The organism is Roseateles sp. GW821-FHT09G09, from assembly GCF_059415965.1.
Window position 1 is genome coordinate 256,122 of sequence record NZ_JBWKOG010000001.1, and the last position, 12,486, is coordinate 268,607.

The 12,486-nt window shown below is 71.1% G+C and carries 11 protein-coding genes; 3 read left to right on the forward strand and 8 right to left on the reverse strand.

Annotated features, from left to right (window positions below; all coding sequences use genetic code 11):
- Nucleotides 1-93 precede the first annotated feature (93 nt).
- The 5 genes from AC07O8_RS01130 to AC07O8_RS01150 form a co-directional block, all read right to left on the reverse strand.
- Nucleotides 94-1,617, reverse strand: coding sequence for an ABC transporter substrate-binding protein (locus tag AC07O8_RS01130; RefSeq protein WP_495046294.1), 1,524 nt, complete (start codon nt 1,615-1,617; stop codon nt 94-96).
- A 9-nt stretch (nt 1,618-1,626) separates the two neighbouring features.
- Complete coding sequence (locus AC07O8_RS01135) at nt 1,627-2,400, reverse strand: ABC transporter ATP-binding protein (RefSeq protein ID WP_495046295.1); 774 nt, start codon at nt 2,398-2,400, stop codon at nt 1,627-1,629.
- On the reverse strand, nt 2,397-3,446 hold the full coding sequence (locus AC07O8_RS01140; RefSeq protein ID WP_495046296.1) for an ABC transporter ATP-binding protein: 1,050 nt from the start codon (nt 3,444-3,446) through the stop codon (nt 2,397-2,399). Before AC07O8_RS01140 ends, AC07O8_RS01135 begins: the two co-directional genes overlap by 4 nt.
- Nucleotides 3,443-4,252: an ABC transporter permease gene (locus AC07O8_RS01145; RefSeq protein ID WP_495046297.1), complete on the reverse strand. Its 810-nt coding sequence runs from the start codon at nt 4,250-4,252 to the stop codon at nt 3,443-3,445. Before AC07O8_RS01145 ends, AC07O8_RS01140 begins: the two co-directional genes overlap by 4 nt.
- A gap of 66 nt (nt 4,253-4,318) precedes the next feature.
- Nucleotides 4,319-5,296 carry an ABC transporter permease gene (locus tag AC07O8_RS01150; RefSeq protein ID WP_495046298.1) on the reverse strand — a complete coding sequence of 326 codons (978 nt, stop codon included), beginning with the start codon at nt 5,294-5,296 and terminating at the stop codon, nt 4,319-4,321.
- A 232-nt stretch (nt 5,297-5,528) separates the two neighbouring features.
- On the opposite strand from AC07O8_RS01150, the gene AC07O8_RS01155 reads away from it, so the two are divergent.
- A complete protein-coding gene (locus tag AC07O8_RS01155) occupies nt 5,529-6,572 on the forward strand; it encodes an Abi family protein (protein WP_495046299.1) in 1,044 nt (347 codons plus the stop codon).
- A gap of 15 nt (nt 6,573-6,587) precedes the next feature.
- On the opposite strand, the gene AC07O8_RS01160 is transcribed toward AC07O8_RS01155, so the two are convergent.
- From AC07O8_RS01160 to AC07O8_RS01170, 3 genes are all read right to left on the reverse strand, one after another.
- On the reverse strand, nt 6,588-7,946 hold the full coding sequence (locus AC07O8_RS01160; RefSeq protein ID WP_495046300.1) for an MATE family efflux transporter: 1,359 nt from the start codon (nt 7,944-7,946) through the stop codon (nt 6,588-6,590).
- Nucleotides 7,947-8,207: 261 nt separating this feature from the next.
- Entirely contained in the window at nt 8,208-8,471 is a 264-nt protein-coding gene (locus AC07O8_RS01165) for a hypothetical protein (protein ID WP_495046301.1), read from the reverse strand.
- 93 nt (nt 8,472-8,564) lie between these two features.
- Nucleotides 8,565-9,776, reverse strand: a complete 1,212-nt coding sequence (locus AC07O8_RS01170) for a phospholipase A (protein ID WP_495046302.1) — start codon at nt 9,774-9,776, stop codon at nt 8,565-8,567.
- Nucleotides 9,777-9,871: 95 nt separating this feature from the next.
- Here AC07O8_RS01170 and AC07O8_RS01175 point away from each other — a divergent pair, with 95 nt between their 5' ends.
- Together AC07O8_RS01175 and AC07O8_RS01180 are read left to right on the forward strand one after the other, a co-directional pair.
- Nucleotides 9,872-11,287: a hypothetical protein gene (locus AC07O8_RS01175; RefSeq protein WP_495046303.1), complete on the forward strand. Its 1,416-nt coding sequence runs from the start codon at nt 9,872-9,874 to the stop codon at nt 11,285-11,287.
- Between the two features lie 271 nt (nt 11,288-11,558).
- On the forward strand, nt 11,559-12,452 hold the full coding sequence (locus AC07O8_RS01180) for an N-acetylmuramic acid 6-phosphate etherase (RefSeq protein WP_495046304.1): 894 nt from the start codon (nt 11,559-11,561) through the stop codon (nt 12,450-12,452).
- Nucleotides 12,453-12,486 lie beyond the last annotated feature (34 nt).

The window sequence follows — 12,486 nt, forward strand, 5'->3', positions numbered from 1 at the left end:
CGCCCGACGAGCCGTGGGCCGCGTCGCCGGGGCGATGCGTTCGCGCCACGCCGCTGCGGGAGCCCGTCCCTGCATCCAGGGGCTTGCGTGACTTCAGTTCCATGACAGCGCCGACAGGTCGTTCGCGAACAGCGGCGTGCGGGTCCACAAGCCCTTCAAACCGGCACGCGCCACGGTGATCCATTGCGGCTGGTACAGGAAGGCGGCCACGGCGTCCTCGGCGACCTTGCGCTGGGCCTCGCCGAAGAGCTTCGCCCGCTGCGCGGGATCGGCGGCGTTCTGCATGCGTTCATACAGCGCATTGAACGCCTCGCTGCGATAGCCCCAGTAGTAGTCGGACCGCGTGAAGTTGCCGAAGTCGTAGGGCTCGACATGCGAAATGAGTGTGAGGTCGTAGGCCCGGTTGGCGTAGACGCCGGACAGCCATTGCGCCCATTCGATCTGCTCGATCGCGACCGTGATGCCCACCGCCGCCAGCTGCGAGGCGATCAGTTCGCCGCCCTGTCGCGCGTACGGGACGGGCGGCAGCTTGAGCGACAGGCGCAGACCGCTCACCCGGGCCTGGGCCAGCAGCGCCTTGGCCACGGCCGGGTCGTAGGCGTTGATCGCCGTGCAATCGACATAGCCCGCCGTGTCCGGCGTGACGAAGCTGCCGATCGGCACGCCATAGCCGTCCGCGCTGGCCTGGATGACGGCCTTGCGGTCGATGGCCATCGCGATCGCGCGGCGCACGCGGACGTCCTGCAGCGGCGAACGCAGATGGTTGATCGCCAGGATGGTCTTCGCGCGCGACGACGCGGTGATCACCTGGAAGCGCTTGGGCTGGGACTTGAACTGCGACAGCGCGCGCGCCGCCGCCACGCGCGGGAACACGTCGACATCGCCCGCCAGCAGCGCGGCGACCTGCGCGGCCGGCTCGCCGATGAAGCGGAACTGCACCCGCGGGATCCGGATCGTCGCCGTGTCGCGGAAAGTGGGCCAGGCGGCCAGCGTCAGGCTGGCGCCGCGCTGCCATTGCGCGACGACGTAGGGGCCGGTACCGACCGGGGCCAGCGCGTCCCGCCGGGCCGGCTGCGGCTTGGTGATCACCGCCGTCGCCTGCCCGAGCAGCGCGGGCAGTTCCGGCTCCGGCTGCTTCAGGGTCAGGACCACGGTCAGCGGATCCGGTGTCGCGATCGCCGCGATGTTGGCGAAGACGCGGCGGTCCTTGTTCTGCCCGCTCGGCGCGGCGGAGGCCTCGAACCTGGCCTTCACCGCGGCGGCGTCCAGCAGCGTGCCGTCGTGGAAGCGCACGCCGGGGCGCAGCACGAAGGTCCAGGTCCTCAGATCGGGCGAGGCGCTCCAGCGCAGCGCCAGCAGTGGCTGGGCGTTGCCGTCTTCCGAGACCTTGGTCAAGGGTTCCAGCACGTTGTAGAGCATGATCTCGCCGATCGCGGCGGCGGCGCCCGTGGTCGGGTCCAGGCCCGGCGGTTCGAGCGTCATGCCCAGCACCAGCGGGCGCCCCGCGTTGCCCTGCGCGAGCGCCGGCAGCGGCGCGGCGAGGGTCGCGCCGGCGGCGCCCAGCGAGAGCAGATGAAAGCGGCGGCGGTCCAGGGCGGTCTCCAGCAGAGGGTGCATGGCCGCGGATCATGCCAAAGCGGCCAGCAGGTCCTGCGTGTACGGGTGTTGCGGTTCGCCCAGCACGCGTGCGGCGGGGCCGTGCTCGACGGCTTCGCCACCGCGCAGCACCAGCGCACGGTCGCACAGGACCTCGATCGCCGGCAGGTCGTGGCTGACGAGGACGAGGCTGATGCCGTCGCGGCGCTGCAGCTCGCGCAGCAGCACCAGGATCTGCGCCTGCACCGAGACGTCGAGCGCCGAGAGCGGTTCGTCCGCGACGATCAGGCGCGGTCGCGTCGACAAGGCCCGCGCGATCGCCAGCCGCTGGCGCTGCCCACCCGAGAACTGGTGCGGAAAACGCAGCGCGGCGTCGGCTTCGAGGCCGACGTCGGCGAGCACCTCCGCCACGCGCTCGCGGCGCCGGGCCTCGTGCATCGGCAGGGCCAGCAGCGGTTCCATCACGCTGCGGCCGACGCGCCAGCGCGGATCGAGCGAGCCGTACGGATCCTGGAACACCATCTGCGCCAGCGGCCGCAGCGCGCGCCGCTCGCGCGCCGGCATCGCGTTCACGTCCCGGCCGTCCCACAGCACGCGGCCCTGGGACGGGCGCTCCAGCGCCATCACGAGCCGCGCCAGCGTGCTCTTCCCCGCGCCCGATTCGCCGATGACGCCGAGCGATTCGCCGGGCATCAGCGTGAAGTCGATGTCGCGCAGGACCGACCGGCCGCCATAGCGCTGGCCAAGCCCTTCCGCCTGCAGCAGGGGCGCCGATGGAAGCGACGGGGGAAGTGACGGGATCACGGCCCCACCTCCCAGCAGGCCAGGCGACCGTCGAAGCGGGGCGAGCCGGCCGCGCAGCGCGCGGTCGCCAACGGACAGCGCGGCGTGAACGGGCAGCCCTCGCCGAGCTGCGTCAGCGCCGGCACGTTCCCCTTGAGCGGATGCAGCGCCTGGTCGCGTCCGGCCCCGAGCCGCGGACGCGCGGCCCACAACGCCTGCGTGTACGGATGGCGCGGGTGGTCGAGCAGTTCGGACCCGGCGCCCTGCTCCATCACGCGCCCGCCGTAGAGGATCGCGAGGCGGTCGACGCGGCGCGCCGTCAGCGCGAGGTCGTGGGAGATCAGCAGCAGCCCCATGCCGCGTTCGGCCACCAAGTCGCGCAGCAGGTCCAGCACGTGCACGCGCAGGCGCGCATCGAGCGCCGTGGTGGGCTCATCGGCGATCAGCAGGTCGGGCTCGGCGGCGAGCGCCATCGCGATCAGCGCGCGCTGCCGCTGGCCGCCGGACAGTTCATGCGGATAGGCACGCGCCTGGCGCTCGTCGAGGCCCACGCGCGCCAGCAGCGTCATGGCGCGCTCGCGGGCGGACGCGCGGTCCGGCCGCAGGCGATGGATCAGCATCGGCTCCGCGACCTGCGCCAGCACGCGCTGGAGCGGATTCAGCGCCGTCAGCGGCTCCTGGAACACCATCGCGATGCGACGGCCCCGCAGGGCGCACCAGCCGGCCTCGTCCAACGCAAGGAGATCACGGCCATTGAGAGCGATCCGCCCCGCCACCTCGGCGCCCTCGGGCAGCAGGCCCATCGCGGCGAGCGCCGTCAACGTCTTGCCGCTGCCGGATTCGCCGATCAGCGCGAGGCTCTCGCCGCGCGCCAACGACAGGTCGATGCCGCGCAGCGCGTGGAGGCGCTCGCCGCGGCGACCGGCCAGGCGCACGTGGAGGTCGCGGATCTCGAGCAGCGGCACGCTCATGTCGGCGTTCGCATCGGCGTTCGCATCTGCGCGAGCGCCGGCGTGAGCGTTGGCGTTGGCGTTGGCGTTGGCAATGGCATTGACGCCTGCCGTCATCGCGGCTGCTCCTTCGGATCGAAGCGATCGCGCAAGCCGTCGCCAAGCAGATTCAGGCCGAGCACCGCCAGCGTGATGGCGACGCCCGGGGCCAGGGCGAGTTGCGGCGCCTCGAACATCAGCGTCTGCGCTTCGGCGAGCAGCCGACCCCAGCTGGCCTGCGGGGGCTGGGTGCCCAGGCCGAGGTAGGACAGGCCGGCCTCGGCGAGGATCGCGAGCGCGAAGCTGGTCGTCCCCTGGACGATCAGCAGCGGCAGCAGTTGCGGCAGCACATGGCGCCACGTGATGGCCCAGGGTCCCTGGCCGGCCACGCGCGCGGCGAGCACGAAATCGCGCGTCCACCAGCTCTTGGCGCTGCCGTTGACCAGCCGCGCGAACGAGGGCACGGCGTGAAGCCCGATCGCGGCCATCGCCACCGTCATGCCGGGCCCGAGCGCCGCGGCCAGCAGGATCGCGAGCAGCAGCGCGGGGAAGGCGTAGCCGAGGTCGGCGCCGCGCAGGATGACGGCCTCGACCGGGCCGCGCCGCGCGGCCGCGAGCAGGCCGAGCGCGGTGCCGGCGATCAGGCCGATGCCGACCGCGACGAGGCCCACCAGCCACGCGCTGCGCGCGCCGGCCATCAGCCGGCTGAACACGTCGCGGCCCAGCTGGTCGCAGCCGAGCCAGTGCGCGGTGCTCGGCGACGCGAGCCGGCGGCCCATGTCGATCTGCTCCGGCGGCCACGGCGTCCACGCCAGTGACAGCAGCGCGGTCATCAGCAGCAGCGCGGTGAGCGCGATGCCCACGATGAATCCGGCGCGTTTCATGTGCGGGTCCTCATGCCTGCGTCCTCATGCCTGCGTTGCCATGCCAGCGCCAGGCTGCATGCCTCCTCATGCTTCCGTCCTCGTGCGCAGCCGCGGGTCGATCCATCCGTGCAGCAGGTCCACCGCGAAGTTGAGGAGCAGCACCAGCGCCGCGAGTCCCATGACGCCGTTGCGCACCACGATCAGGTCGCGGTTGGCGATGGCCTGCGCCATCAGGCGGCCGAGCCCGGGCAGGGTGAAGACGTTCTCGATGACGATGGTGCCGGCCAGCAGGTTGGCGAACTGCAGACCACCGAGCGTCAGCAGCGGGATCGCCGCATGGCGCAGGCCGTGGCGCCACAGCGCCGCGCGGCGCGACAGGCCCTTGGCGCGGGCAGTGCGCATGAAGTCCTCGCGGACGATGTCGAGCAGCGCCGAGCGCGCGATGCGCGCCAGGATCGCCGCCTGCACCAGTGCCAGCGAGATGGCGGGCAGCAGCAGCGCGCGCAGGCCCGGCCACAGCCCGCCGCCGAGGTCCTCCCGCCAGCCGGGAAAGCCGCCGGCGTCGACCCACTGCAGCTTCACCGCGAAGAGCATCACCAGCAGCATGCCGAGCCAGAAGCTGGGAACGGCGAGGCCGAGCTGGGTCAGGCCCATGACGAGGTGATCGCCCGCGCGCCCTTGCTGGCTGGCGGCCCACCAGCCGGCGGCCAGCGCCAGCACGACGGTCAGCGCCATCGCCAGCAGCGCGAGCGGGAGCGTCAGCACAAGTCGCTCCAGGATCAGGTCGGCGACCGGCGCGCCGTAGGCAGAGGACACGCCGAGATCGCCGCGCACGAGCCCGTGCAGCCAATCGAGGTAGCGATGCCAGGCCGGCTGGTCGAGGCCGAGCTGGCGCGCGAGCGCGGCGACGGCTTCCGGCGGCGCCTCGGGACCCATGATCAGTTGAGCGGCATTGCCGGGCAGCCACTCCAGCGCGCCGAAGATCAGCGCCGATGCGGCCAGCAAGGTCAGCAGCAGCACGGCGAGGCGCTTGAGCAGGTAGTTCATCGCGGGCGGGATCATAGGGGTGTGCGACGGTGCGCGACTGGACTGTTCCGCTCAATCTCGCACCGCCGCCGTCAAGCTGATTCGCGTCTACGCCACGGCTCGCGAAGGTCCACCAGTTTTTGCGATTGTTGGCGCCCGACACCACTCCGATGCTCTCGCCTTCGTCGTACGAACGACTCGACACGCACAAGAGCCACACGACGCATTCCCACTCATTTGTGCGATTCCGAAGTTCTGGAGGCTCGCTATGATTCACGGCAATAGCTCCCCCACCTCTGTGCCCGGCGAAAGCGCGGGATTTCAAGTGGGGGACTTCATTTCCCCCCGCGCGGTCGCCAGTGCGACGCAATCCCTCAAGCCCTTCACGTCCGCCCGCGAGCAGATCGCGCTACTTCGAGGGCGGGGCCTCGACATGCAGCAGGAGCCGCAGGCCCTCGCTGTCCTTCGTCGGGTCGGCTACTACCGCCTTTCCGGATACGCCCACTCTTTAAAGGAGTCTGCCTCCGCTGCCCACGTTGGTGCCGACGCCTTTCATGTTGGCGCTTCGTTCGCCCAAGTTGTTGGCATTGCCGCCTTCGATGCAGCACTCCGACTGCTCCTGCTGGACGGACTCGGCACCATCGAGGTCGCGGTCCGCGCTGCGCTGGTAGAGAGGCTCGGCCCCATCGACGTCGAAGCACACCGCAACCCGCGGCTCTTCGACCGTCGCTTCACGACTTTTGACGCCATTACCGGCTCATCACCGCACGATGAGTGGTTGAAACGTTTTGACGCCCTCTGTGCAAAATCGAAAGAAGAGTTCGTCGAGCACCATCGACTCCGCTACGGCGGAAGGATGCCGATCTGGGCGGCCGTCGAAGTTCTCGAACTCGGATTGCTGTCACGACTGGTGGAAGGTCTTCAGTTTCGAGATGCCAAGGCGCTGTCGCAACAGTTCAACGTCGGTCATCCGATCGTCCTCAAGTCCTGGATGCACATGTTCAATGTCGCTCGCAATCGAGCGGCGCATCACGCACGGATGTGGAATCGGACCACGACGAAGATTCCACTGCTTCCCACCAGGGAAGCCCGACCCGACCTTGAATTCCTGCACGGCGACGAACACGCGAAGACCCGTCTGTTCGGAACGCTCAGTTGCATGCGATCAATCATCCTGGCAATCTCGCCGCAGGACGGCTGGCACCAACAGATCAAGGCCCTGATTGCTTCTTTCCCCAGGGCACACGGCCTGTCGTTGCGCGCAGCCGGCTTTCCATCGAAATGGGAGACGCTTCAGCTCTGGAAGGACTGAACGCAGGACCAGCCATCAATGCGCGCGGGCCGCCCGTAATCGCCGATGCACCGCCCTCGCCTGCGGCACCCAGCCCAGGCGCGCCCAGCGGCGCCACATGAGCAGGCCGCGGATCCATTCATCGGCGGCGTAGGCGATCCACAGGCCGACGAGGCCCAGCCCCAGCACCTCGCCCAGCAGCCAGCTGCCGCCGGCCAGCACCAGGAGCATCGATCCCGCGCCGACCATCACCGGGTACTTCGCGTCGCCCGCCGCGCGCAGCGCGTTGATGACGACCAGGTTGAAGGTCCGCCCCGGCTCCAGGATCACGGTGATCCACATCAGCACCACGGCGCTGGCGAGGATCTTCTGGTCGTGCGTGAACATCTGCAGCAGCCACGGCGAGGCCGCCGCCGCCCCGGCCGCGACGACGACGCTGATCAGCAGCCCGCGCGCGAGCGCGAGCCGCACCAGCCGGTGCGCCTCGTGCAACTGCCCCGCGCCGATCAGGTGGCCGACGACGATCTCCGCCGCGAACCCCGTCGCCAGGCCCGGCAGCAGCACGAAATACATCAGCTGCGACGTGTAGCTGTGCGCCGCCAGCGCCGACGCGCCGAGATGCCCCGCGATCGCCACGCTCACCATGTAGGCGAGCCGGTACGCGATGTTCTCCGCCGCGCCCGGCAGGCCGATGTGCAGCACGCCGGCGAGCTCCGCGCGCTGCAGCCGCCACCAGTCGGACGCCTTGGGCCGCAGGCCCAGCCTCGCACGCCACAGCCACACATGCAGGCCCAGTCCGAACGCCCGGCTCAGCGCCAGCGCGACCGCGAAGCCCGGCAATCCCAGCTGCGGCATCAGCGTGACCGACAACAGCAGCTGCGCCACCTGCATCGCCACCAGCACCATCAAGGTGTCGCGGCTGCGCAGGTGGGCGCGCATCACGCTCGCCATCGAGGCGTTCCAGGCGTCCAGCATCATGGCCGGCGCCAGCGCCATCAGGAAGGGCTGCGACAGCGGCAGCACCTCCGCCGGCGCATTCATCAGGCGCAGCAGCGGGCCGGCGAAGAGCAGCGCCATCAGCGCCGTGAGGCCGCCCAGCCAGGTGCTCGCGCCCAGCGCCGCCCGCGCGGTCGCGTCGGCCACCGCGCGCCGACCGCCGCCCAGCGCCTGCGTGATCACCACGCTGATGCCCGCGCCGATGATGCGGAACAGGATGAAGAGCGTCGCCGCCAGCTGGTTGGCCAGCGCGAACGCGGCGCCGGCAGGATCGGAGATCCGCGCCGCCAGCATCGTCCCGATCACCCCGATGGCGATGCCCAGGCACAGCTCGAGGAACAAGGGCCAGGCCAGCGCGAACAGGCGCGGGGTCGGAAGGGCAGTCGGGGAGGAGGACATCGGGCGGCGGCGGCAGGCAGGTCCGCGCCGCCGCTGGCAGCGGCGGACACGACGCGCGGAATTCTCTCGTGAGGCCTTCGGACCGGGGGCCGTAACCACGATGAAACCGCGATGAAAGCGACAGGAACCCGTGAGGGCGCCGGAAGGACGCGTCCGTCTGTGGTTTCGCCGCCACCGCGGCGGGCGGTCAGCGATCGCTCGCTGGCTCGGGCCCGATCAACCGATTCAGCCCTTTCGGAGCATCCGGCGCGTCCGGCGCGTTCAGTCCGCCGAAGGCGCCGGCGGCGTGGCGACCGGGCACATCGGCAGGCCGCCGGCCATCAGCGTGGCGCGTTCGGCGTCTTCGGCCTGCCGCAGCGACACCAGTTCGGACCGCGTGCCGTAGAGCTCGTCGAGCTCCTCCAGCAGCAGGGCGCGGACCTGGGCCTCCGCCATGGGCGGCAACGCGCGGACCCATTGGCGGTCGCGCCCGTCCAGGCGGTAGACCACCACCCAGATCTCGCAGGTGTCGATGAATGCGGACATCCGTGCAGCCTAGTCCAGCCGCCCCGGGCTGGCGATGGGGACTGCCCCGACCTGTGCGCCATATTCATCGAATCGCGGCCCCCGGACGGGGGATCAGCGCCATTCGATGACCGACACGCCCAGCCCGATCCGGGACTCGCGGAAGTTGTAGTCGATCAGGCTTTCGCCGTAGCCGCTGAACAGCTGCAGGTAACCGTGCAGCCCGCCGCCGATCGGGAAGGCCCACTCCAGTTGCGCCGATCCGCGCGACCGGTCGCCCCCCTTCAGGCTGTGCCGCGCCGTGAGGGCCAGGACATGCCCGCCCAGTTTCTGCGTCACCAGCAGCTCGCCGCGGCCGATGTAGTCCTGGATGCCCGGGTTGTCGTCGCTGCCGGTGTTGAGGATGCGCCACCACGGGCGCAGGCTCACCGTGGTCTCGTTGCGCTCCAGGCTGAGCTCGCCGATCACCCGGTTCCAGCTGCGCGACAGCGGCACCGCGCGCCCGTTGGACTGGTGATTGAAGCTCAGCCCGACCATGCTGGCCTTCCACCCGAACGGCAGCCCGACGTCGGTCCCGTGGGTCAGGATCACTTCCGGCTCGTAGTTGGTCTCGCGGAAGGGCCGCGACTCGCGCCCGTTGTAGACCTGCCAGCGCGAGCTCTGCGTGTAGGCGCCCCACACCGAGAACGTGCCATGGTCGTCGAGCGCCCAGATCTTGGACTTCAGGCTGATCTGGAACTTGGCCTCGTTCTTGTCCAGGTCCAGCGCCTGGACCACGCCGTTGTCCGGGCTCTCGGACGACGCCGGCCCCGGCAAGCGGTTGGAGCGCGTGGTCCACGACACCGGCAGCAGATAGACCGGCCGGTGGGGACGCGGCAGGAAGCGCGGCATCTGGTCGCGGCAGGACAGCTCCCACCGCTCCGACAGCGTCGAGCCGAGGTAGTTGCGAGCGCTGCCGGCGGCTTCCGGCAGGCGTGAGCAGGGATCGTCGACGCGCGGCGCGCTCGCCGCCGCGGCGACCGGCAGCGCGGCGGGCACCGGCTGCAGCCGGACCTGGGCGGCCGCCGACGGCGGCGGCGCGTCGGGCGCGCGCCCGTTCAGCCGGTCGTAGCAGGCCAGGCGGGCGTCGTTGTCGCGGATCACGGCGCACTCGGCCGGCGTCTTCGCCGACGAGGCCGCGGACATCGCCGGATTCCCGACCGGCAACGCCGCCATCTGCGCGGACGCGTCCTGCGGCATGGCCGCGATCAGCGACGCCAGCAGCGCGGCGCCCCATGTCATCGCCATTGCCAGACGGCGGCGGAACTCCCTCATCGACAGCATCATGCTTGGCCCTTGTTCAGTCGGGGCGCAAGTGCAAACAGCGTTCCCGGGTGCGTTTGCAGAACTTGCCGGGAGAACGCTCCCTAGAATCGACTGCCATGCAGACGTCCCTCCCCGCCGACTTCGCGTCCGGCCCCGCGCCCGGCAAGTCCTGGCCCCGTTGGGCCGCGCTGGCCGCCCCGCTGCTCCTGGCGGCCTGCTCGCAGCTGCCTCGCACGCCGGCGCCGTCCCCCGAGCCGACGCCCGGCGGTCCCTTCAGCCCGGCCGCCCTGCAGGCGCTGCGCCCGGCCCAGTTCCGATCGACCGTCGGCACCGCGGTCCAGGCCCAGGACCGATGGGTCAACGACCGGACCCGGATCCGGACGGCCTCGGCCCAGGCGCTGGCGGCGCCGCGGGACGGCGTCGCCTTGCGCGAGTTCGCCCAGGCCTTGCGGCTCGTCGCCCACTACCGGGCGGAGATCGACACCGCCCGCCCGGCGCTGCTCGCCGCGCTGCCCGCGCTGGACGACCAGCCAGCGGACATCCAGCGTCCGCTGCTCACGGCGGCGTACACGCTCTACGCGGTCGACGCCGCGCCGCTGCTGCGACCGTTGCTGCCGCGGCTGGCCACGCCGCGCGAATTCGCGATCGCCGCCTACGCGCTGATGCAGACGCGACAGCCGGCGGATCTCGCGCTGATCCAGTCCCAGCTCGCGCAGCGCGACCGCGACGAGCCGCGCCTGCAGGCGCTCGCGCTGGCGGTGGCCGCCGCGCAGGGCCTGCCGCAGACGGCCCGGCCGCCGCTGGCCGACCTGCTGGCGCTCCGTCCGGGCCATCCCGTCGTCTTCAGCTTCCAGCGCCCGGGCCGCCAGCAGATGGGCCTGGCGCTGGTGCGGCAGGCCGACGGCCGCTTCGTGCGGCGTCCCGACGGCGGCGTCTTCAACATCGAGCAACTGGCGCTGTCCAGCAGCGGCCTGCCCGGCACGATCACGCTGGGCAACACGCCCCAAGGGCTGTTCACGATCCAGGGCGCCGGTCGCGCCGCGTCCAACATCTGGATCGGCCCGACGCCCTACCTGCACACCAAGGTGCCCGGCGAGGCCAGCGTCGCCGAGTACGAGCAACGCGCGTCCGGTCCGACCGAACCGGCGTGGTCGCTGGATCGCTACCGATCGCTGCTGCCCGCCTCGTGGCGCGACTACGCGCCGCTGCAGGAAGCCTGGCTGGCCGGCCGCGCCGGACGGGACGAGATGCTGATGCACGGCAGCACCATCGATCCGCGCTACTACGCCGGCAGCCGTTACTACCCGGGCACCCCGTCGGACGGTTGCCTGGTGGCGATGGAGTACTGGTCGCCCGAGGGCGTGATGGTGCACAGCGATCAGATCGCCCTGCTGCAGGCCTTCACCGAGCAGGGCCGCGACCGCGGCTACATGGTGCTGATCGAACTGGACGCCGCCCCCACGCCGGTGTCCCTGGCGGAAGTGATCCAGTCCGTCCTGGACGCCGAGGCCCGCACGACTGGACGCCGATGAGGCGCGAGCAGGGCATGAGGTTCGCGGACGCGAGGCCTCATGCCCGGATCGGGCCTGCGCGCCCGAGGTGGCAGTCCTTGCCAGCGTCCTGACCAGAGTCCTCCCGACGTCCGCGAGTTTCCGGATTACCGTGGGGATATCTGGATTACCGTGGGGATATCTGGATTACCGTGGGTTATGACGCTCCTGCCGCGTTTCATTGGCAGCCGCTCTGCCCGCCCACTAGAGTAGGCCGCACCTTGCGGGCCTCCCCTTCCGCCCCGGCCGAGCCATGTCCCCTCCTCTGAAGACCGAAACCCCCAGCGCCCACCATCCCGACCTGGACCTGTACGACAGCGCCCGCTTGATGGAGGTCTTCATCGACGACCAACGGTCGGCGGTGGAGGCGGTGCGGGCGGCGGCGCCCGCACTGGCGGCGGCGGTGGACGCGGCGCTGCCGCGCATCGCCGCCGGCGGTCGGCTGCTGTATGCCGGTGCCGGGACTTCCGGTCGGCTGGGCGTGCTGGACAGTGTCGAGCTCGTGCCCACGTTCTCGTGGCCGCGGGAACGCGCGGTGGCGGTCCTGGCCGGTGGCGAGGGCGCGATGTTCGTCGCCGTCGAAGGCGCGGAGGACGACGAGCCTCAAGGCCGCCGCGACATCGAGGCGCTTGCGCCGACGCCCGACGACGTGCTGATCGGCATTGCCGCCTCGGGCCACACGCCCTATGTGCTGGGCGCGCTGGCCGCCGGCCGCGCCGCCGGTTGCGTGACCATCGCGATGGCCAACAACCCGGGTGCCGCGGTGCTGGCCGCCGGCGAACATGCCATCCTGCTGGACACCGGCGCCGAGGTGATCTCCGGCAGCACGCGTTTGAAGGCCGGCACCGCGCAAAAGATCGCGTTGAACACCTTCTCCAGCGCGCTGATGGTCAAGCTGCACAAGGTCTACGGCAACCTGATGGTGGACATGAAGGCCACCAACGCGAAGCTGGTCCGGCGTGCCGTCGCGCTGACGATGCGCGCCGCCGGCGCCGACGAGGCGTCCGCCCGCGCGGCGCTCGACCAGTGCGGCTTCCACGTGAAGACCGCCGTCGTGATGCTGCTGCGCCGACTCGACGCCGCCGGCGCGCAGGCCCTGCTCGCGCGCCACGACGGCGACGTGCGCGGCGCGCTGGCCGATCGCTGATCCTTGTCCGTCGACCGTCCACCGCCGACCGCGC